18 protein-coding genes and 1 pseudogene are annotated in these 20,069 nt (G+C 75.0%); 9 read left to right on the forward strand and 10 right to left on the reverse strand.

The genetic code is table 11. The features are described 5' to 3' along the window. The first annotated feature begins 86 nt into the window (after positions 1–86). Positions 87–1,049: a hypothetical protein gene (locus AB0953_RS18085; protein WP_366860472.1), complete on the forward strand. Its 963-nt coding sequence runs from the start codon at positions 87–89 to the stop codon at positions 1,047–1,049. Between the two features lie 165 nt (positions 1,050–1,214). Further along, positions 1,215–2,081, forward strand: a complete 867-nt coding sequence (locus AB0953_RS18090) for an alpha/beta fold hydrolase (protein ID WP_366860473.1) — start codon at positions 1,215–1,217, stop codon at positions 2,079–2,081. 25 nt (positions 2,082–2,106) lie between these two features. On the opposite strand, the gene AB0953_RS18095 is transcribed toward AB0953_RS18090, so the two are convergent. The 3 genes and pseudogenes from AB0953_RS18095 to AB0953_RS18105 all read right to left on the reverse strand — a co-directional run. After that, complete coding sequence (locus tag AB0953_RS18095) at positions 2,107–3,135, reverse strand: lytic polysaccharide monooxygenase (protein ID WP_366860474.1); 1,029 nt, start codon at positions 3,133–3,135, stop codon at positions 2,107–2,109. Between the two features lie 303 nt (positions 3,136–3,438). Beyond that, a complete protein-coding gene (locus AB0953_RS18100) occupies positions 3,439–3,909 on the reverse strand; it encodes a DUF402 domain-containing protein (protein ID WP_366860623.1) in 471 nt (156 codons plus the stop codon). A 24-nt stretch (positions 3,910–3,933) separates the two neighbouring features. Beyond that, positions 3,934–4,863, reverse strand: a pseudogene (locus AB0953_RS18105) (GNAT family N-acetyltransferase); the annotation flags it as partial. Between the two features lie 71 nt (positions 4,864–4,934). Here AB0953_RS18105 and AB0953_RS18110 point away from each other — a divergent pair. Further along, positions 4,935–5,321 carry a GntR family transcriptional regulator gene (locus tag AB0953_RS18110; protein WP_366860475.1) on the forward strand — a complete coding sequence of 129 codons (387 nt, stop codon included), beginning with the start codon at positions 4,935–4,937 and terminating at the stop codon, positions 5,319–5,321. A gap of 17 nt (positions 5,322–5,338) precedes the next feature. Here the strand turns inward: AB0953_RS18110 and AB0953_RS18115 are convergent, their stop codons facing one another. Together AB0953_RS18115 and AB0953_RS18120 are read right to left on the reverse strand one after the other, a co-directional pair. Further along, positions 5,339–5,893 carry an FABP family protein gene (locus AB0953_RS18115; RefSeq protein ID WP_366860476.1) on the reverse strand — a complete coding sequence of 185 codons (555 nt, stop codon included), beginning with the start codon at positions 5,891–5,893 and terminating at the stop codon, positions 5,339–5,341. A gap of 388 nt (positions 5,894–6,281) precedes the next feature. Continuing rightward, on the reverse strand, positions 6,282–7,382 hold the full coding sequence (locus AB0953_RS18120) for a DUF5925 domain-containing protein (RefSeq protein WP_366860477.1): 1,101 nt from the start codon (positions 7,380–7,382) through the stop codon (positions 6,282–6,284). A gap of 222 nt (positions 7,383–7,604) precedes the next feature. Here AB0953_RS18120 and AB0953_RS18125 point away from each other — a divergent pair, with 222 nt between their 5' ends. Beyond that, complete coding sequence (locus tag AB0953_RS18125; RefSeq protein WP_366860478.1) at positions 7,605–8,426, forward strand: SGNH/GDSL hydrolase family protein; 822 nt, start codon at positions 7,605–7,607, stop codon at positions 8,424–8,426. An 18-nt stretch (positions 8,427–8,444) separates the two neighbouring features. Here AB0953_RS18125 and AB0953_RS18130 read toward each other — a convergent pair whose 3' ends face one another. Then, complete coding sequence (locus AB0953_RS18130; protein WP_366860624.1) at positions 8,445–10,151, reverse strand: serine/threonine-protein kinase; 1,707 nt, start codon at positions 10,149–10,151, stop codon at positions 8,445–8,447. 293 nt (positions 10,152–10,444) lie between these two features. Here AB0953_RS18130 and AB0953_RS18135 point away from each other — a divergent pair, with 293 nt between their 5' ends. Beyond that, the gene (locus tag AB0953_RS18135) at positions 10,445–10,714 is read left to right on the forward strand and encodes a hypothetical protein (RefSeq protein WP_366860479.1); all 270 of its coding nucleotides are present in this window, start codon (positions 10,445–10,447) and stop codon (positions 10,712–10,714) included. A 36-nt stretch (positions 10,715–10,750) separates the two neighbouring features. Here AB0953_RS18135 and AB0953_RS18140 read toward each other — a convergent pair whose 3' ends face one another. Then, complete coding sequence (locus tag AB0953_RS18140; protein WP_366860480.1) at positions 10,751–11,968, reverse strand: CaiB/BaiF CoA-transferase family protein; 1,218 nt, start codon at positions 11,966–11,968, stop codon at positions 10,751–10,753. Positions 11,969–12,183: 215 nt separating this feature from the next. Here AB0953_RS18140 and AB0953_RS18145 point away from each other — a divergent pair, with 215 nt between their 5' ends. Next, entirely contained in the window at positions 12,184–12,912 is a 729-nt protein-coding gene (locus tag AB0953_RS18145; RefSeq protein WP_366860481.1) for a TetR/AcrR family transcriptional regulator, read from the forward strand. Between the two features lie 108 nt (positions 12,913–13,020). Here AB0953_RS18145 and AB0953_RS18150 read toward each other — a convergent pair whose 3' ends face one another. After that, positions 13,021–14,151, reverse strand: a complete 1,131-nt coding sequence (locus AB0953_RS18150) for a type ISP restriction/modification enzyme (RefSeq protein ID WP_366860625.1) — start codon at positions 14,149–14,151, stop codon at positions 13,021–13,023. A gap of 171 nt (positions 14,152–14,322) precedes the next feature. Here AB0953_RS18150 and AB0953_RS18155 point away from each other — a divergent pair, with 171 nt between their 5' ends. After that, positions 14,323–14,487, forward strand: coding sequence for a hypothetical protein (locus tag AB0953_RS18155; protein WP_366860482.1), 165 nt, complete (start codon positions 14,323–14,325; stop codon positions 14,485–14,487). A gap of 89 nt (positions 14,488–14,576) precedes the next feature. Here the strand turns inward: AB0953_RS18155 and AB0953_RS18160 are convergent, their stop codons facing one another. After that, positions 14,577–15,326 carry a GntR family transcriptional regulator gene (locus AB0953_RS18160; protein WP_366860483.1) on the reverse strand — a complete coding sequence of 250 codons (750 nt, stop codon included), beginning with the start codon at positions 15,324–15,326 and terminating at the stop codon, positions 14,577–14,579. Between the two features lie 65 nt (positions 15,327–15,391). After that, positions 15,392–16,705, reverse strand: a complete 1,314-nt coding sequence (gene hmgA, locus AB0953_RS18165; RefSeq protein ID WP_366860484.1) for a homogentisate 1,2-dioxygenase — start codon at positions 16,703–16,705, stop codon at positions 15,392–15,394. Between the two features lie 160 nt (positions 16,706–16,865). Here hmgA and AB0953_RS18170 point away from each other — a divergent pair, with 160 nt between their 5' ends. Both AB0953_RS18170 and AB0953_RS18175 read left to right on the forward strand, forming a co-directional pair. Then, positions 16,866–19,052 carry a right-handed parallel beta-helix repeat-containing protein gene (locus tag AB0953_RS18170; RefSeq protein ID WP_366860485.1) on the forward strand — a complete coding sequence of 729 codons (2,187 nt, stop codon included), beginning with the start codon at positions 16,866–16,868 and terminating at the stop codon, positions 19,050–19,052. Beyond that, positions 19,049–19,951, forward strand: coding sequence for a hypothetical protein (locus AB0953_RS18175; protein ID WP_366860486.1), 903 nt, complete (start codon positions 19,049–19,051; stop codon positions 19,949–19,951). The genes AB0953_RS18170 and AB0953_RS18175 overlap by 4 nt, the downstream gene beginning before the upstream one ends. Positions 19,952–20,069: the final 118 nt, after the last annotated feature.

The raw sequence follows: 20,069 nt of genomic DNA on the forward strand, positions 1-20,069 counted from the left end.
CAGCCCCGCCGGCGCTTGAGGCGCGGGGTCCGGGGCGGAACCCGCAGGGGGAAGGCGACGGCGGGGCCACCGTGCTGTGCATCCGGATGCGCCGGCTGGACGGACAGCCGCTCGGCGCCCAGACGTACGCCGGCCTGCTGGAACTGCTCGGCGAGCTCACGCCCGCCGTGCAGCCGGCGCCCCCCGACACCGCACTCGCCGACCTCCGCGGGGCCCTGCGCTACTTCGGCCGCAGCGTGCCCGAACTGGCGGCCCTGATCCGGGTCCGGGCCCTGGCCCGGTACGGGGTGGACTGCGCGATCGGCGCCGCCGGCAATCCGATGCTGGCCCGGATGGCGGTCGGCGCGGCCGGATACGGGCAGACCGTGACGATCGGCCAGGACCAGGCCTCGGTAAGCGAGTTCCTGGCCCGCAAGCCCGTTGCCGCCCTCGACGGCGTCGGCCCCAAGGCGGCCCGCACCCTGTGCTCGTACGGCCTCGACTCGGTCGGCCGGGTCGCCGCCGCCCCGCCCGCCGTGCTGCGCCGCATCCTCGGCCCCCGGGTCGGCCGCGAGGTGCACGAGCGCGCCCTCGGCATCGACCGGACCCCGGTGCGGCCCGGCGCGGCCGCCCGCTCGCTGGCCGCCGAACGGCCCTTCCCCCGCGACGAGCTGGACCCCGTACGGCACCGCCGCGCCCTGCTCTCGCTGACCGAGGAGCTCGGCGCGCGGCTTCGTATGCGCAACCAGGTCTGCCGGGCCGTCTCCCTCACCGTCCGCTGTGCCGACCGCACCACCCTCACCCGTACCAGGACCCTGGCCGAACCCACCGCGCACTCCGCCGCCCTGACCGAAGCGGCCTACTCACTCCACGCGGGGCTCGGCCTCCAGCGGGCCCGGGTGCGGGCGCTCGCGCTGCGGGTCGAGGGGCTGGCCCCGGCCGAACGGGCCGCCCACCAGCTGAGTTTCGACCCGCAGGACGAGAAGGCCCGGCGTCTGGAGGCCGTCACGGACCGGGTCCGGGCGCGCTTCGGCCCGCACGCCATCGGCCGCGGCACGCTCGCGGCGTAGCGGAGTCCCGCCGGTGGCGCGGCGGACACGTGACTTTTTTACCGACGCGTAACTTCCTTGTTTTGCTACTCGCCCGTAATTTGGCGCATGCAGCACCCCCTTGTGATCCGGATCACGGGATGAACCCCCACGTCCTTTCCCCTTGAGCCGCAAGGAGATCACTCGATGCTGCCCTGGCGACGCCTGCTCCGCCCGCTGGCCGTCCTCGTCCTCACCGCCGCCGCCCTCGCCGCTCCCACCGGCGCCGCACAGGCCGCTTCCGCCCCGAGCAGCGGCTGGAACAACTGGTCCTGCAAGCCGTCGGCCGCCCATCCCCGCCCGGTCGTCCTCGTCCACGGCACCTTCGGGAACTCCGTCGACAACTGGCTGGGCTTCGCCCCGTACCTCGTCCACCGCGGGTACTGCGTCTACTCCCTCGACTACGGGCAGCTGCCCGGCGTCCCCCTCTTCAACGGGCTCGGCCCGATCGACAAGTCCGCCGGCCAGCTCGACGCCTTCGTCGACCGGGTACTGGCCTCGACCGGCGCCCCCGAGGTCGACATCGTCGGCCACTCCCAGGGCGGCATGATGCCGAACTACTACATCAAGTTCCTGGGCGGCGCCGCCAAGGTCAACGCGCTGGTCGGACTCGCCCCCGACAACCACGGGACCACCCTGTCCGGGCTGACCCAGCTGCTGCCGTACTTCCCCGGCGCCGAGGACCTGATCAGCTCCGCGACGCCGGGCCTGGCCGACCAGATCGCCGGATCGCCCTTCGTCACCAAGCTGAACGCGGGCGGCGACACCGTGCCCGGCGTGCAGTACACGGTGATCGCGACGAAGTACGACGAGGTGGTCACGCCGTACCGCAGCGCCTTCCTCCAGGGCACTGGGAGCAACGTGCGCAACGTCGTCCTGCAGGACCTCTGCCCGCTGGACCTCTCCGAGCACGTCGCCATCGGGCTCACCGACCGGATCGCCTGGCACGAGGCCCTCAACGCCCTCGACCCGGCGCACGCGGAGCGGACCACGTGCGCCTCGGTCTTCGAGTGACGGTCCGCGTTGGCGCCGGCGTGCGCTAGAGGCCGTCGCGCCGGCCCGACGCCGCACGGCGGCGGGCCACGGCGAACAGCACGGCCGACCCCACGGCCAGCACGCCCGCCCCGGCGATCGCGATCGCCGGGGTCGCGCTGCTGCCGCCGGTCTGCGCCAGGTTCCCGGGGCCGTCGCTGCCGCTGCCGCTGCTTCCCGCCGCCAGGGGCAGTGCGACCGGGGAGTCGGCGGTGGACCCGTTCGTCTTCGGGTCGTCGTCCCCGTGCCCGTCGTGCTCGACGGTGGACTTGCCCCGCCCGTCCGCGATCTGCTGCTCCGTCGGGGCCTTCGGCACGTCGGAGGGCCGCCCGGAGGGCCTGGCGCTCGGCTCGGCGCTCGGCTTGGCACTCGGCTTGGTGCCGGTCCCGCCGCCGTCCTTGCCGAACACCACGTCCGAGCAGGTGTAGAACGCCTCCGGACTGTCCGAACGCTGCCAGATGCTGTAGATGAGGTGGCGCCCGGACCTGGCGGGCACCGTTCCCGAGAACACGTAGTCCCCGTTCTGCATGCCCGGGTCGGTGGCCTTCGCGAACGGGGCCGGCTCCAGGTCGGACCACTTCAGCGGCTTCGACGGGTCGTAGCCGTCCTTGGTGATGTACAGCTCGAAGGTGCCCTTGTGCGGGGCCGTGCCCTTGTAGCGGAAGGTGTGGGCGCCGGAGGCCATCGGGCTGGCCGGCCAGTCCGCGCGGGCCAGGTCGAGGCCGCGGTACTTGTCGTTGCCGGCGGAGCAGAGCTGGCCGTTCGGGATCAGCGAGCGGTGGCCGCCCGCCGCGTTGGCGATGTTCACGGCGTTCCAGTCGTAGAACGGCTGGGTGCCGCCGGCCGCGACCGCCGCCTTGCACGCGGCCGACTTCGGGGACTCCGGCCCCTCCGCGTAGCAGGCCGCAACGCGGCTGACCGGATCCGTCATGGAGCCGTGCGCGGCCGCGGGTCCTGCGGCGTACGCGGCCACCGCGAGCGGGGCCAGTCCGGCGGCGGCGATACGGGTCACGGTACGGCTGCGGCGTGCGGGCATGGGTGGCTCCTCGGGACAGGGCAGCGTGGACGGGGTGGCGCGGCGCCGCCCCCCGTGGGCCCGGCGCCGCTCCCGGCTCCGCCAAACTAGCCGCCCCGCACCGGCATTCCGCCCGCTTCCCGCCCCTCCCGAAGATCCTTAGGCTCCGCTTAAGCCGGCCATAGGAAGCCCCTCAGGTAACACCCCCCGACGCCCGCGCCGACAGCCGCACCACCGCCCCCCGCACCCCGACAAGTCGCACGGCGCCCGCAGCCGGGGAGGGAGCCGGTGTCGGGATTCCGGCCCGTCGGCGGGGCGGGGGCGTCAGGCGAGGAGGGCCGTCAGGCCTGACGCCGAGCGGGCCTGGTGGGCCAGGGCGTCGAGGGCGCGGGTCGCCTCGGCGGCGGATCGGGGGTCGCGTTCGGCCAGGCCGCTCGCCGCGAACTCGTCCTCGTCCAGGCGCAGGACCTGCGAGCCGTCCGCGGAGACCCACAGGTCGAGGTCGAGGTCCTCGACGAGGATCTCGCCGTCCCGCACCACCGCGGGGCGGGTGACGTCGCAGTACCAGCCCTTCAGGACGCCCTCGCCCGTCCGGACCTCCTTGACCGCGTACCACCGCGTCCGCCAGAAGTGCTCCGTGAACACGTCGCCCGGCTCGAACCGCACGAACCCGAAGTCCCGTACGCCGTCGGCCGCCCACGGGGCCCGTACGGTGATCCGGTCGCCGGTGTCGGCGACCACCGCGGCCGGGTAGCGGATCTTGGTGCGGCCGGCCTTGGACAGGGCCACCGTCACCTCCGGCGCCGTGGCCGGCGCGTCCAGCCGCTTGCCGTGGCGGACCTCCGTCGCGCAGACCTCGTACCCGAACCACCGGTTGACGGCGAGCATCGGCCCGTTCCCGGCGTCGTTCCCGGTGAACGCCTCCCGGTAGCCCGCCGCGCGCGCCCGGTGCAGGGAGTCCGTCTTGGCCAGCTTGGCCAGCCCGCGGCCCCGGAACTCCCGCAGGGTGCCCGTCATCGCCGAGCCGTAGCGGTCCCGGCCGTCGGTCCGGGCGGCCGCGAACGAGGCCACGACCCCGTCCACCAGGACGACCGAGGTCAGCTCGTGGTCGAGCTCCGGGTCCTGCCAGACCGTGCGGACCCAGTCCTCGTAGTCGTCCAGCCGCACCGGCACGTCCCCCGGCTCGTCCGCGGAGGCCGCCGCGTCGGCCTCGAACAACGGGCGCGGGTCGTCCGCGAACGCGGAGCCCGGCCGCAGCTCCACGCCCGCCGGGAGCGCGTCCGGGTACGGCGGCAGCGTCCCGGCGGCCAGGTCCAGCCGCTGGAAGTGCGCCGTGCGGCTCGGCCGGTAGCCGCGCCGCTCCGCGAAGGCGCGCGAGGCCGCCTCGTCCGGCACCCAGGCGTGCACGTCCACCGCCCCCGCCGCGAGCAGGTGCTCCTCGGCCGTGCGCACCAGCGCGCCGCCCGCGCCGCGCCCGCGGTGTCCGGGGTGGACGCAGGCGTTCACGAACGCCTGCCCGGGCTCGACGCTGTCGTACGCGATGCCGACCTGGGCGGTGCCGATCACCGCCCCCTCGCCGTCCTCCGCGACCAGGAGGCGGTACTGCTGCGCGGCAGGGGCGCAGGCCAGTTCGAAGGCCACGCCGGCAGCGGTGCTGATCATGAAGGGCAGAGCAGCCCGGCGCACCCGGGCGACGGCCTCCGCGTCCGAGGGGTCGCCGGGGCGGAGGTCACGGATCGATACGGTCATGGGGCCGACGGTAGGCGCCGGGACGGCGGTCGTGCCTGCGAATTTCCGCGCGGTGGGGGAGAATCGGCCGCGTGACCTCGACGAACCTGAAGATCCGGATCGACGGCTCGGCCGGCGCGGCCGCCCCGTACGAGCAACTGCGCGCACAGATCGCCGAGGCGGCGAGGGCGGGCCGGCTCCCGGTGGGCTTCAAGCTGCCGACGGTGCGGGGCTTCGCCGAGGAACTCGGACTCGCCGCGAACACGGTGGCGAAGGCGTACCGCGCACTGGAGACGGACGGGGTGATCGAGACGCGGGGCCGGGGCGGCACGTTCATCGCGGCCGCCGCCGACTCCGCCGCCCGCGAGGCCGCGGCCGCCGCACAGGCCTTCGCGGAGCGGGCGCTGCGGCTCGGGCTGACCTTCGACGAGGCGACCGCGGCCGTACAGGACGCCCTGCGGGCCCGGTTCGGCCTCTAGCCGGTAGGGCGGCGCCGCTACCGCCGGGGCTCGGGCGGCACCGGCCGGAGACGGGCGCTGAGGTGGTGGTGCATGGGCTGCCCCACGGCTGCCATGTCCTGCTCGACCGTCAGCTCCCCGTCGGCCACGGCGTACCGGCGCCGCGTGCCGGTGACCTCCTTGGCCTTCGGGGTGCACGCCACCGTGTCCGTGGCGAGCTCGATCCGGGTGCCGGCCACGCTGCCGAGGTACGTCTCCACGATGCCCGTCGGATGGGCGAGGACCACCTCGAGGGAGGCGTCCGGCAGGACCCGCCACCAGCCGCTCTCCCGCCCCGACGGGCGCAGGGCGGCTCCCGTCGCGTCGACCAGCCAGGCGCGGGACTCGTAGCGCAGGAACGGGCGGCCGTCGTGGCTGAAAGCGATCTCCTGGCGGTAGCGGAAGCCCTGCTCCAGCGTCGGGTACTCGCCGAGACCGGAGCCCTGCCAGCGGCCCAGCAGGTGCAGGACCGGCTCCAGCTGCGGATGCGGCTCGGGGCCTTCGCCGAGGAGCTCGGTGTCGGGGTAGGGGTTCTCCTGCGGGGCTTCGGGCACGGTGCACGCTCCTGGTTCGGTGTGCGGCCCATTCTCCCGCCCCCGGCCCCGCGAGGCCGCTGCCGCCGCTCCCGCTCCCGCTGCCGTGCCGCTGTTCCGCTGCGCGGAGCGGATCCCCTCCCCGCCCCTTCCCGTTGTGCCGGCTATGCGGCTCAGCCGCGTGGCGGGGCTCCGCCCGGACCCCGTTCCGGGCGCTTCGCGCCCGGGGCGCTCAAACGCCGCGCGGGCTGGATCCATCCAGCCCCGTCGTTCGTTTGAGGCGGCTCGGGGGCCGGGGCCGCAGGCCGCGCCACGCGGCGGAGCCGCATGTCCGGCACAGCGGGAAGGGGTGGGGGGAGAACGGCTCCCGCGCAGCGGCGGTCGGCGGGGTGGGTTCGCGAGCGCAGCGTCAGAGGTACAGGCCGGCCTCCGGGCCGTTTCCCTGCGGCGGGAGCAGCGCCGAGGGGCCGGCCGTGCCGCGGCGCAGCGCGAACAGTTCGGCCAGGGTGGCGCCTTCGCGGGAGATCCCCTCGTCGGTGCCGAGCCACTCGACCGCCTCGCCGTGGGTCAGCCGGCCGACCTCGATGCGGGCTAGGCAGCGTCCGGGCCGGACCACCGCCGGGTGCAGCCGTTCCAGGTCCTCGTTGGTCGTCACGCCGACCAGCACGTTGCGGCCCTGCCCCAGCAGCCCGTCGGTCAGGTTCAGCAGCCGCGACAGGGCCTGGCCGGCGGTGTGGCGGGCCTCGCCGCGGATCAGCTCGTCGCAGTCCTCCAGCAGCAGCAGCCGCCACCGCCCCTTCGCGGTGCCCTCGTCCTCGCCGATCGCGATGTCCATCAGGTAGCCCACGTCGTTGAAGAGCCGCTCCGGGTCCAGGACGCAGTCCACCTGGCACCAGTCCCGCCAGGAGCGGGCCAGCGTCCGCAGGGCGGAGGTCTTCCCCGTCCCAGGCGGCCCGTGCAGCAGCAGGAGCCGCCCGGCGATGTCGTCCGGGGTGATCTTCATCAGCCGGTCCATCGCCCCGGCCACCGGCGCGGTGTAGTTGGGCCGCACCTCCGCCCAGGTGCCCGCCGAGATCTGCCGGGTGGTCCGGTACGGGCCGCGCCGCGGGGAGACGTACCAGAACCCCATCGTGACGTTCTCCGGCTGCGGTTCGGGCTCGTCCTGCGCCCCGTCGGTGGCCTCGCCGAGGATTCCGGCGGCGAGCTCGTCGCTGACCGCCGTGACGGTCACGTCCGCTCCCCGGCTCCAGCGCGAGACGAGTACCGTCCAGCCCTCGCCCTCCGCGAGGACGGCGCTGCGGTCGGAGTCGCGGGCCGAGCGCAGCACGGTGGCCCGGGCGGGCAGCAGGGTCGCCTCCGGCTTGACCCGCTCGATGGTGACGCTGCGGGAGTACGGCTGCTCGCCGGACGCGAACCGGCCGAGGAACAGCGCGTCCACGACGTCCGAAGGTGAATCGCTGTCGTCGACGTTGAGCCGGATCGGCAGTGCGTCCTGCGGGTTGGCTGACATGGCGCCCATGATCCGGCACGAACTGGCCCCGTGCACCCGTGTTTCCCCGGATCGGGTGCCCGGGTTCCCCCTTCAAACGCGGCGGCGGTGAAGATTCCGGGCGCAAGTCTGCGCCGAACCTCCTTGGCATGGACACTTCCAGCGCATCCCGGCTCCTTGTACCACGGACTCAGGAGCCACCCAACTCCTGAGTAACCCCCACCTCCCCCCACGGAGCCGCACATGCCCGAGCGACGCCTGCCCCGCCTGCCGCGCATCGCCGCCTGGACCTCCTCCCTGTTACTCGCCGCCGGCGCCGCCCTCTTCGGCGCGGGCCAAGCGGCCGCCGCCACGGCCGACTTCGGCTACGTCGCCCTCGGCGACTCGTACTCCTCCGGCGTCGGCGCCGGCAACTACGACAGCGCGAGCGGCGCCTGCAAGCGCACCTCGCGCGCCTACCCCGCCCTGTGGGCGGCCGCCCACAGCCCGCAGACCTTCGCCTTCACCGCCTGCTCGGGCGCCCGCACCGGCGACGTGCTCTCCGGCCAGCTCGGCCCGCTCAACTCCGGCACCGACCTCGTCAGCATCACCATCGGCGGCAACGACGCCGGGTTCTCCGACGTCATGACGACCTGTGTGCTCCAGTCGGAGTCCTCCTGCATCAGCCGGGTCAACCAGGCCAAGGCCTACGTCGACACCACCCTGCCCGGCCAGCTCGACCAGGTCTACGACGCCATCCGCGGCCGCGCGCCCGGTGCCCGCGTCGTGGTCCTCGGCTACCCCCGCTTCTACAAGCTGAACGGCTCCTGCATCGCCGGCCTCACCGAGGGCGAGCGCTCCGCCATCAACGGCGCGGCCGACTACCTGAACGCCGCCATCGCCAAGCGCGCCGCCGACCACGGCTTCACCTTCGCCTCGGTCGTCGGCGCCTTCACCGGCCACGAGATCTGCTCCGCCAGCCCGTGGCTGCACAGCGTCAACTGGACCAACATCGGCGAGTCGTACCACCCCACCGCGGCCGGGCAGTCGGGCGGCTACCTGCCCGCCTTCACCGGCGCGGCCTGACCGGATCACGGCGCGGCGTCACGGCGCCGGCTCCGCAGCCGGCGACGGTGACACCGGGGCCGGCGAACCGCTCGCACCGGGGGAGGAGGCCCCGCCCGTCGGGGTCTCCTTCTCGCAGGTCACCGAGTACTCCACCCACTCCGACACCGCTTGCGCCGCCCCGCGCACCTCCAGCCGGACCGCGTCCTCGAAGGTCGCGGCCGGGTAGTACGTGAGCGCGGTGTGCTCCGACTCCCTGCTCGCCGGTCCGGCCTCCGTGAAGCCGACGGGCTGCCAGCCGGTGCCGGAGCCCGCGACGCCGCTGCGGGTCGCCCACCGGTACTCCAGCGCCGCGGGCCCGCTGTCCACCCGGACGGTCCCGGTGAAGGCCGGGGCCCGTGAGGGGGCCGGCGGACAGCTCCCGCGGTACTCGGCCCGTACGGCGTGCACCGTCACCGTGACGTGCGGCGCGGCCGGGGCCGAGGCCGAAGGCGACACCGGCACCGACGCCGCGGAGGACGCCGACGGCCGGCCCGACCGCCCCGCCGAAGCCGAATCCGACGCCGAAGCCGGGGCCGAGGCCGGCGCCGAGGTGGCCGCACCGCCCGCGTGCCCGCCCGAGCCGCCCCCGCCCGTGCCCCAGCCGTCCTCGAACAGCAGCCAGGCCAGGACGGCGACCGCCAGCAGCAGCGCAATGATCCCGGCGGCCAGCACCGCCCCGGCGCGCCCCGAGCCGCCCGCCGCAGCAGGGCCGGCCCCGCCGGGACCCGGCAGCGGTGCGGGCAGCGGCAGCGGCGGTGTCGCCCCGGCGCGGTCGCGGTCGGGTGCAGCCCCCGGCCCGGGGCCGTGGTGGGCGACGGCCGTCGGCGAGTCCGGCCCCGACACGGGCCCGCCCGCGTCCCGTACGGCCCCGCCCGCCCCGATGACCCGCAGCATCCGGGCCGCCTCCGCGGCCGGCAGCCGGTCGTCGGGGTCCTTGCGCAGCAGCCCCTCCAGTACGGGCGCCAGCGGCCCGGCCCGGCGCGGCGGCGGCAACTCCTCGTCGACCACGGCCCGCAGCGTGGCCAGCGGCGTGTCCTGGCGGAACGGCGAGACCCCCTCCACGGCGGCGTACAGCAGCACCCCGAGCGACCACAGGTCGGACGCCGGGCCCGGATCGCGTCCCAGTGCCCGCTCCGGCGCGAGGAACTCGGGGGAGCCCACCACCTCGCCCGTCACGGTGAGCTCCGAGGAGCCCTCCAGGCGGGCGATCCCGAAGTCGCCGAGCACCACGCGCCCGTCGTTGGCCAGCAGCACGTTGGCGGGCTTGACGTCCCGGTGCAGCACGCCCGCCTCGTGCGCCGACCGCAGCGCGGCCAGCAGCTGTTCGCCGATGTGCGCGGCCCGCTGCGGGGTGAGCGGGCCCTCCGCCTCCAGGACCTCGGCCAGCGACAGGCCGCGGACCAGCTCCATCACGATCCAGGGACGGCCCTCCTCGGTCACCACGTCGTAGACGGTGACGACCCCGCGGTGCGCGACCCGGGCCGCCGCCCAGGCCTCCCGTTCCAGCCGCCGGTACAGCCGCCCGACCTCGGCGCCGTCCAGCCCGGCCGGGGCCCGTACCTCCTTGACGGCCACCTCCCGGCCCAGGACCTCGTCCCGGGCCCGCCACACGGTGCCCATGCCGCCCCGGCCCAGCAGGCCGAGCAGCCGGTAGCGGCCCGAGACGACGCGGCCGGAGCCCGCTTCCGCGTCCGTCCCGCCCATGCTGTCAGTCACGCGAGCCCCCAGGTGAGTCCATGCGTCATCGGGCGGTCACTCCAAGTTAGCGCAGGGGGCGCCACCCGGACCCCGGCACGACGGGACTCGGGGCGTCCCGTCCCTGAAACCCCCTCAGGAGGCGCCGTGCCTGCGGAGAGTAACCGTCGACTCCGCTGAGTAACCGTCAACTCCCCGTCCACATAGGGGTAATTCACACCACCGGGATACCCGAGGACGTAGTGGGGGCGATAGGGTTACCCTGCCCGGGCCGGGTGCCCTCGTACGGGTGGGGAGAGATCATGGAACAGATAGCAATGCGCAGCAGGCCGCCACGCGTGCCTGCCATCACCTGCGGCAGCAGTGCGAGCAGCTCGCGCCTCGACCGCCACCTCGCCGTGCTCGGCGGGCCTGCCGTCCCGCACCGCGAGACCGCCGAGGCGACCCTGCTGATGCGCGAACTCACGTCCCGCGACCACACGCACCGTCTGCGGAGCCGGAGCGCACGCGTGTCGCTCTTCGCGCCGCTGCGCCGGCTGCGTCGCTCGCTCTTCGGCAGCCGCCGTTCGTAAGAACTGTCCCCGACCCCGAGAAGTTTCGCCCCGGCCCTACGCAACCACACCTTCCCGGCGCAGTGTCGTGATCTGCGCGCCCGTCATCCCCAGGGCGCGCAGCAGGGCCTCGGTGTGTTCGCCGAGTGCCGGCACCGTGCCCATGTGCGGTTCCGCGCCTCCCGGCAGCCCGATCGGCGGCAGCAGCGCCCGCAGCGGACCGGCCGGTGATCCCACCTCCCGCCAGCGGTCGCGCGCCGCCAGCTGCGGGTGGTGCGCGAGCTGCTCCACCGAGTTCAGGCGGGCGCAGGCGATGCCGGCCGCCTCCAGCCGTCCGATCGCCTCGCCGGCGTCGAGCCGGGCCAGCGCCTCCGCCACCACGGCGTCGGTCTTCTCCCGGCCGCGGGTGCGCGCCGCGTTCGTCGCGTACGCCGGATCGTCGGCCAACTCAGGGCGCTCCAGCACCTGTTCGGCGAGCCGCCGCCATTCGCGGTCGTTCTGTACGGACAGCAGCACCCGGTCGCCGTCCGCCGTCGGATAGGCGTCGTACGGGGCGATCACCGCGTGCGCCAGACCCGTGCGCGCGGGCCCGTGCCCGCCGTGCATCGTGTGGTGGAGCGGGTGCCCCATCCACTCGGCGAGCGCGTCGAGCATGGAGACCTCCACCCGCCCCCCGCGCCCGGTGACCCCGCGCCGCACCAGCGCCGCGAGGACGCCCGAGAAGGCGTACATGGCGGCCGCGATGTCCGCGGCCGGGATCCCGGCCTTGACGGGCTGCTCGGGCGTGCCCGTCACCGACACCAGGCCCGCCTCGCACTGCACCAGCATGTCGTAGGCGCGCTTGTGGGCGTACGGGCCGTGCGCGCCGTAGCCGGAGACGTCCACGGCGATCAGCCGCGGGTAGCGCGCGCACAGCGCGGCCGAGTCCAGGCCGAGGCGGGCGGCGGCGCCGTGGGCGAGGTTCTGCACGAACACGTCGGCGCCGTCGAGCAGGCCGTGCAGGATCTCCAGGCCGCGCGGGTCCTTCAGGTCCAGCGCGATCGACTCCTTGCCGCGGTTGGCCCACACGAAGTGCGAGGCGAGGCCGTGCGCGGCCGTGTCGTAGGAGCGGGCGAAGTCGCCGCCGTCGGGCCGCTCCACCTTCACCACCCGGGCACCGAGGTCGGCGAGCTGGCGGGTGGCGAACGGCGCCGAGACCGCCTGCTCGACGGCGACGACGGTGACCCCTTCGAGGGGCAGCGGTTCCACGGGCTGCGCGTGCGTGTCAGGTGCCATGGGGCCTGCCTACCGGCTCGGACCCCGCGCTGTCACCAGGCCCGATCAGGCCGCTGCCGATATCCGGTGCTTCGTGCGGTATTTCCGCACCCGCCGGCCCGGCCCGGCCCGTCGGCGCTGCCGGCCGCGCCCGTCCCTCCGTCTTCCGGGGGCGGCGCCGGCCCCGGAACTGCGTACGGCCTACGCACCTAGGATGGGGCGCGAGGTGATGAGCGATGACAGCCAGCGGCCGATCCGCTGAACCCGAGGTGATCTGGGCCCGCCCGCAGCGCTCCGGCCGCGGCCCGCGGCCCGCGCACACCCGCGAGTCGATCGCGGCGGAGGCGGTGCGGATCGCCGACGCGGAGGGGATCGACGCCGTCTCCATGCGGAGGGTGGCGGCCGGGATCGGCGCCGGGACGATGTCCCTGTACAACTACGTGCCGCGCAAGGAGGACCTGTACGAGCTGATGGTCGACGCGGTCAGCGGCGAGTACGTGCTGAGCCCGCCGACCGGGGACTGGCGGGCCGACCTGCTCGCCCTCGCCCGCCAGACGCGGGAGCTGATGCACCGCCACCCGTGGCTGCCGCGGCTGCTGTCGCCGGTGTACGGCTTCAGCCCGCACGCCCTGCGCTACCTGGAGCACAGCCTCGACTGCCTGGCCCCGCTCCAGGTGCCCGGCGGGGAGAAGCTGGAGCTCGTCGCCGCGCTCAACGGGACGGCGGCGACGTTCGTGGCCAACGAACTCGCCCTGGCCGAGCGGGCCCGCTCACTGCCGTGGAGCGAGGCCGCCGAGCAGGGCGTCCGGATGGCCTGGCTCGGCTCGTGCCTGGCCAGCGGCGCCTACCCGCGGCTCGCGGAGGCCCTCGCCGACAGCCACCCGGTGACCGAGGCGGCCGCCGACATGGCCGCCGTCTTCGACCGCCTGGTCATCCGGCTGCTGGGGGCGTGGGACCAGGCCTGAGGCGCCGGACCGGACCCGGGACCGGCGGGAGTCCGTCGGGAGTCCGTCGGAAGTCCTCGGGAGCCCGGCGGCCGGGGAGTGGCGTCGGCCGGGGAGTCCGGCGGCGTGTCAGAGCAGGGCGAACTGCCCGCCCGGGCCCTCCTCCTGGTGGTCCAGCACCGACGCCGGGCGGCGCGCCCAGTGCGGCACCGGCAGGACCCCGGCGGCCGCCAGCTCCTCGCGCGCCAGCAGCGGCCCGGCCGTGAAGGCCTCCCGCTCCCCGGCCAGCCCGGCGAGCAGTGCGAGCGTGGTCACCAGGGCCGGCAGCTCCGAGGTCCAGGCCTGCGGCCACTGGGCCGGGCCCAGCGCGTCCAGCCCCTGCGCCTGCGGCTCCCGGTGCGCGCAGCGGGCGGCGAACCAGGCCGGGAGCACCCGCGTCCCGCCGTGCAGCTCGTACGCCCAGGCCTCCTGCGGCACCGGCGAGACCGTGCCCGCCCCCAGGCTCAGCGTCTGCGTCTCGGGGTCGTACTCCAGCGCGTCGGGCCAGGCCCTGACCGCGGAGCGCACGTACGGGCGGCGCCCGCCCGGCAGCCGGGGCGCCTCGCCCCCGGGCCCGCCGCGCAGCTGGACCGCGAGCAGCCGCCGGCCCAGCTCCAGCCCGGCCCGCCAGACCCCGGGATCCGCCGTGAGCGGGACCTCGTACCGGCGCGGGCCCGGACGGCCCGCGGCGAGGATCCAGCACAGCACGTCCTGCGGGGCGACCGGCACGCCGTAGCGCTCGGCCAGCAGCTCCGGCAGGCCCGGCGCGAGGTTCGGCTCTTCCCCGCCGGGACGGCGGTACAGCGGGCGGATCCCGACCCGGCCGACGGGCAGGTGGGCGGTGGCCAGCAGGCCCGCGCCCGGGGTCTCGACGGCGAAGAGCTGGTGCCCGTCCAGCACCCGCCACAGCTGCGGCCGGGCGGTGTCGATCAGCCGCTGGTCCGGCAGCAGCCACTGCTCGTCGAAGGGGGCGCGCAGCACCCGTACGGGCTCCGGGCAGGGGCCGGGCGCCTCGGCGAAGCCGGAGGTGGAGGCCGGGCGCCGGCCGGGCAGCGCGGCCGCCCCGGCGGTGGCGGACCGGGTCCGGGTGGGCCGGAACAGCCGCTCCTGCTCCGCGCCTTCGGCCCCGGCCAGGGCCGCCCAGCGGGCGCGCAGGGTGGCCGGATCGGGGGCGGCGACCCAGTCGCGGCCCAGGCGCGGGCCGCTCACGGCCCAGGGCATCAGCTCGTCCAGCCACAGGGCCGGCGGCGGGAGGTCAGCGCTCACCCGGCCGATGGTAGCGACGGCCTCCGGCGGCCGGGCGGCCCGAACGGCTGTGCCCGGATCGAAGCGTTACGCTCCTTGTGTACGGAAGGTTCGCATCTGCGCCATCCGCAGAGCCGAGGAGTGGTCATGAGTCAGTACGACGAATACTCGACTCCGTCGCAGGCCGAGGGCGAGCGGCTCGACGAGGACATGGACGAGAAGGAGAAGAGGGCGGCCCACCACCCCCAGACCCAGCGCACCACGCCCTCGCAGGCGGAGGGCGAGCGCGGCGCCGAGGACGACGAGAAGTAGCCCCGGCGGCGCGAGCCCGACCCGGTGGCGCGAGCCCGACCCGTCGGCGCGCGAGCCGGACCCGGCGGCGCGAGGGCCGTCGGCGGCCGTCAGTGGGCGTCGACGGTCACCGTGAAGGAGAACCGGTCGCCCCGGTACCGGATCCGCGCCACGTCCACCACCCTGCCGTCCTCGTCGTACGTGACGCCCGTGTAGTGCAGGATCGGGCTCAGCAGCGGCACCCGCAGCAGCTCCGCCGTCTCCGGGTCGGCGAGCCGGGCCTCGACCGTGTCCGTGATCCGGCTGATCCGCACCCCGACCACGTCCCGCAGCACCTTCGTCATCGGCCAGCGCGCCAGGTCGTCCAGGTCGACCGCCTCCGCGATCTCCGGACGGACCGCGTTTTCCGCCCAGTTGGTCGGCTCGCCGCTCTCGCCGTCGTGGCGCAGGCGCCGGTACGTGACCACCTCGGCCGCGTCCGGGAAGTGCTCCAGCAGCTCCCCGGACACGGCCGTGCGCGCGTGGCCGAGCACCGTCGTGCGGTCGCCCGACTGCTGCGCCACGATCGCGTCGACCGAGCCCAGCAGCCGGACCGGCGCCCCGCGCCGCGCGCCCGGCTCGATGAACGTGCCGCGCCGCCGGTGCCGGCTGATCAGCCCCTCGCCCTCCAGCTCCTTGAGCGCCTGCCGCATGGTCAGCACGCTCACCCCGTAGTGCTCGGCGAGCTGCTCCTCGGTGGGCAGGCGCAGCGAGGCGTCCGGGGTGCGTCCCAGTATCGAGGCGCGCAGCGACTGCGACACCTGGTACCAGAGCGGCAGCTTCCGGTTGAGCACCAGCGAATCGGGGGCGAAGGCGGTCACGGGTGGTTCTCCGTAGGGACGAGGTGGGGGCCCGCAGCCCTCCCGGCGGTGGCCGGGGGAGCATCTTAGGCGCGGAAGTGGCGCTCCAGACCCTGCCAGACGTCGTCGTAGCCCTGCTGGAGGTGCTCCGCGCCGGCCGCCTGGGCGGTGGTCGTGATCGGCCAGCGGGTCTCGAACATGAAGGCCAGGCCGTCGTCGATCTTCTGCGGCTTGAGCTCGGCGGCGCTGGCCCGGTCGAAGGTCTCGCGGTCCGGTCCGTGGGCGGACATCATGTTGTGCAGCGAGCCGCCGCCGGGGACGAAGCCCTCGGCTTTGGCGTCGTACGCGCCCTCGATCAGGCCCATGTACTCGCTCATCACGTTGCGGTGGAAGTACGGCGGGCGGAAGGTGTCCTCGCCGACCAGCCAGCGCGGGGCGAACACCACGAAGTCCACGCCCGCCAGGCCCGGCGTGTCGGACGGCGACGTCAGCACGGTGAAGATCGACGGGTCCGGGTGGTCGTAGCTGATGGAGCCCAGGACGTTGAAGCGGCGCAGGTCGTAGACGTACGGGGTGTGCGTGCCGTACCAGGCCACCACGTCCAGCGGGGAGTGGTCGTAGGTGGCCGACCACAGGTTGCCGCAGAACTTGTTGACCACCTCGGTCGGGCGGTCCCCGTCCTCGTACGCCGCCACCGGGGCCCGGAAGTCGCGGGCGTTGGCCAGGCCGTTGGCGCCGATGGGGCCGAGGTCCGGCAGTTCGAAGGGGCGGCCGTAGTTCTCGCAGACGTACCCCCGCGCGTCGTCGTCGAGCAGCTCGACGCGGAAGCGGACGCCGCGCGGGATCAGGGCGACCTCGCCGGGGCGGGCGGCGAGCAGGCCGAGCTCGGTGCGCAGCAGCAGGCCGCCGCGCTCGGGGACGATCAGCAGCTCGCCGTCGGAGTCGCTGAACACGCGGTCGGTCATGTCGGCGTTGGCGGCGTAGAGGTGGATGGCCATGCCGGTGCGCTGGGTGGCGTCGCCGTTGCCGCCGAGGGTCCACAGGCCGGCCAGGAAGTCGGTGCCGGGGGCCGGGGCGGGCATCGGGTTCCAGCGCACGCGGTTGGGGTCGGCCACGGCGTCCGTGAAGGGCGCCGTGCGCAGGGTGCCGTTGTCGGTGCGGGCGAACCGCGGGTGGGCGGCGGAGGGGCGGATCCGGTACAGCCAGGAGCGGCGGTTGTGGCGGCGCGGCTCGGTGAACGCGCTGCCGCTGAGCTGCTCCGCGTACAGGCCGAGGGGGGCGCGCTGGGGCGAGTTGCGGCCGTGGGGGAGTGCGCCGGGGACGGCCTCCGAGCTGTGCTCGTTGCCGAAGCCGGTGAGGTACTCCAGGGCCTCGGCCGTCTTCCTGGCCTGCTCGCTCATGGGTGCTTCCGCTCTGTCGAAGGAATCCTATGGTCGACAGTAGGATTCAGCGGCGCGCGCGTCAATGGCACCCCGGGGGGGCGCGGCCCGGAGCCGTGGATCCCGATTGGTCCTGCCGCGGGGGCTCCCAAAAGATGAACATTGCTCTACTCTCTCGCGCATGTCGTGGACCCCATGGACGCCATGGACCCTGCGGAGCCCCCGGACCCGCCGGCTCCGGCTCCCTGCCGCCGCGCCGACGGCGCTCCTCGCCGCCGTCGCCGCCCTCCTCGCCTGCCTCGCCCTCCTCGCCGCCGCGCCCGCCGCCCTCGCCCACGAGGAGCGCCCCGTGGCCCTCCCCGACGGCTCCGGCTCCGTGCCGCAGTACCGGCAGGCCGAGCCCGACCTGCTGGTCTGCAAGACCGACCGGCCGGCCTTCGAACGCCGGATCTCCGCCTTCCCCGAAGCGCTGCGGGCGCGCAACCTGGCCCTGTACGAGCGGTGCGAGAAGAACGGCTACCGGCACCTCCAGGAGGCCGTCGACGCCGTGGACCGGCCCGGCATGAACATCGCGATCCTCCCCGGCCTGTACGAGGAGGAGCCGTCGCTGCCCAAGCCGACGGGGGAGTGCGCCGCGCTCAAGGCCCCGAACTCCGCGCTGGGCTACCAGATCCTGTCGTACGAGCAGCAGGTGCAGTGCCGGCACAACCAGAACCTCGTCGCGATCCTCGGCAAGACCGACCTGCAGATCGAGGGCACGGGCGCCTCCCGCCTGGACGTGGTCATCGACGCCAAGTACCAGAAGCTGAACGCCATCCGCGCCGACAAGTCCAACGGCATCTACTTCCGCAACTTCACCGCCCAGCGCACCACCTTCAACTCCCTGTACGTCCTCGCCGGCGACGGCTTCGTCATCGACGACGTACTGACCCGCTGGAACGACGAGTACGGCTTCCTCACCTTCGCCAGCGACCACGGGCTCTACAAGAACTGCGAGTCGTACGGCAACGGCGACTCCGGCATCTACCCGGGCAGCGCCTCGAACATCAACGACGGGCGCGGCTACGACGTCCCCCGCTACTCCATCGAGATCACCGGCTGCCGCAGCCACCACAACATGGTCGGCTACTCCGGCACCGCGGGGGACTCCGTCTGGGTCCACGACAACGAGTTCGACGGAAACATGGGCGGCGCCTCCATGGACAGCGCCTTCCCCGGCCACCCCGGGCTCCCGCAGAACCACGCCCGCTTCGAGCGGAACCTGATCCACGACAACAACGCCGACTACTACCACCACGTCGCCGACGGCACCTGCGCCAAACCGCCGATCGAGCGCGGCTACGAGCAGGGCGTGGTCTGCCCGCAGATCTCCATGCCCCCCGGCACCGGGATCATCACCGCCGGCGGGAACTGGAACGTCTACGAGCACAACTGGGTGTACGGACACCGGCGCGCCGGCTTCTTCCTCTCCGCCGTACCGGCCTACATCCGCGGCGAGAAGGCCTGGTCCAAGCAGGCCGACACCTCCCACCACAACCGGTACGCCGGCAACGTCCTCGGCCGGGACAGGTCCGGCGCCTCCCGGCCCAACGGGATGGACGTCTGGTGGGACGGCCAGGGCCGCGGCAACTGCTGGCAGTCCGGACCCGACGGCTCCACCCCGGGCGCGCTCCCGCAGTGCGGGGAGCGCCGGGGCGCGGTGTCGGGCGGCTCGGCCCGCCTGGTGGGCGAGCCGGTGAAACTCGCCCAGCTGCTCGTCTGCGCCGACTACAACGTCCAGGCGCGCCGCCTCCCGGCCGGCTGCGACTGGTACGGGGCGCGCGGCACGGCCCGCGTCGAGACCCAGATCGCCCTGGCCGCGGCGGCCGTGCTGCTGCTCGTCGGCGGGGTGCTGTGGTGGCGCCGCCTGCGCCGCTCCCGCCTGGGCACCGCGGCGTCGCTGCTCGGCCTGGCCGGAGTGGTCCTGGACGTGGCCGGCTCCACCCTGCCCCTCACCGCCACCGCCGTTCCGGCGCTGGCCCTGCTCCTGCTGGGCCTGTGGTGGACGGGCGCGGGCCTCGCTCTGCGGGCCGACCGCCCCTGGCTGGCACGGCTGACCCTGCTGCTGGGGGCGCTGACCCTGCTCGACGCCTTCGACAAGGCCGTCCTGATGATCCCCTGGACCCCCGTCGGCCCGGCCTGGCCCCGCGCCCTGGTCGCCGTGGTGTGGGCCCTGTGGGCGGTCGTCGCCTCGGCCCGCCCGGGCCGGACGCCGGCCGCCCCCGGCGGCCCGGGCGGCGACCCCGCGGGCGACCGGGCCCCCGCACCCGCCCCCGCCGGCCCGGCCGCCGAAGCCACGGCAGCCCCGACCCCGCACCCCGGAACGTGACCCGGGCCGCGCGGCCGGGGAGCCGCCTGCGCACTGCCGCCCTCGCTGCCGCCGCCCTGCTGCTCGCGGGGGGTGCGGCGGCGGGCTGCGGCGGGCGGCCCACGACCCACCACAAGCCCGGCACCAGCCACGAGCAGGCCGGCGGGAGCGTCGGCACCCTCCTCGACGCGCAGGACGGCAGCGGTCACCGGCTGCGCGAGGTGCCCGCCGAGGGCGCACCGCAGGTCCGGGTCACGGTCCGCCCGGACTCCGAGGACGGCTGGAACCTCCAGCTGGCCGTGGAACACTTCCGGTTCACCCCCGACAGCACCGGCGGCGCGGCCCTCCCGGGCGCAGGCCACGCCCACCTGGAGCTCGACGGCCGCAAACTGGCCCGGCTGTACGGCCCCTGGTTCCACCTGCCGGCCGCGCAGGTCCCCGAGGGCGCGCACACCCTGACCGTCCGCCTCTACGCTGACGACCACACCGCCTGGGCGGTCGCCGGAAAGCCCGTCGAGGGCATGGCCGCGCTCACCGCCGCCGCACCGGGCGCGTCCGGCAGCGGCCACGACCACGCCGCACCCCCGACCGGCCAGGCCCCGACGGGCCAGGCCCCGACCGGCCCCGCCCCGTCCGACGGGCCCCCGCCGGCCGGGGTCGACCGGACGGTCACCCTCACCGTCCGGGACGGCAGGGTCAGCCCCGCACCCGGCCGCACCGAGCTCAAACGCGGCGAGCGCATCGCCCTGCGCGTCACCAGCGACCGCGCGGACACCCTGCACGTCCACGGCTACGACAAGGAACTCGCCCTGCCGGCAGGCCAGGAGGCCACCCTGGTCCTGACGGCCGACCGCACCGGCCTCTTCGAGGTCGAGACCCACGCCTCCCGCCTCGTCCTGACCCAGCTCCTCGTCCGATGACCCCGCCGACCGCGTCAGGGCAGGCGCTGCCGATCGAGGCGCTCGCCGGCCCCCTGCCGGGTCCTGTCCCCGGTCTCGTCCCCGGTCTCGTGCCGGGTCCCGTTCCCGGCGCGGGCGG

The sequence above is a fragment of the Streptomyces sp. NPDC046866 genome, from assembly GCF_040704625.1.
Taxonomy (GTDB): domain Bacteria; phylum Actinomycetota; class Actinomycetes; order Streptomycetales; family Streptomycetaceae; genus Streptomyces.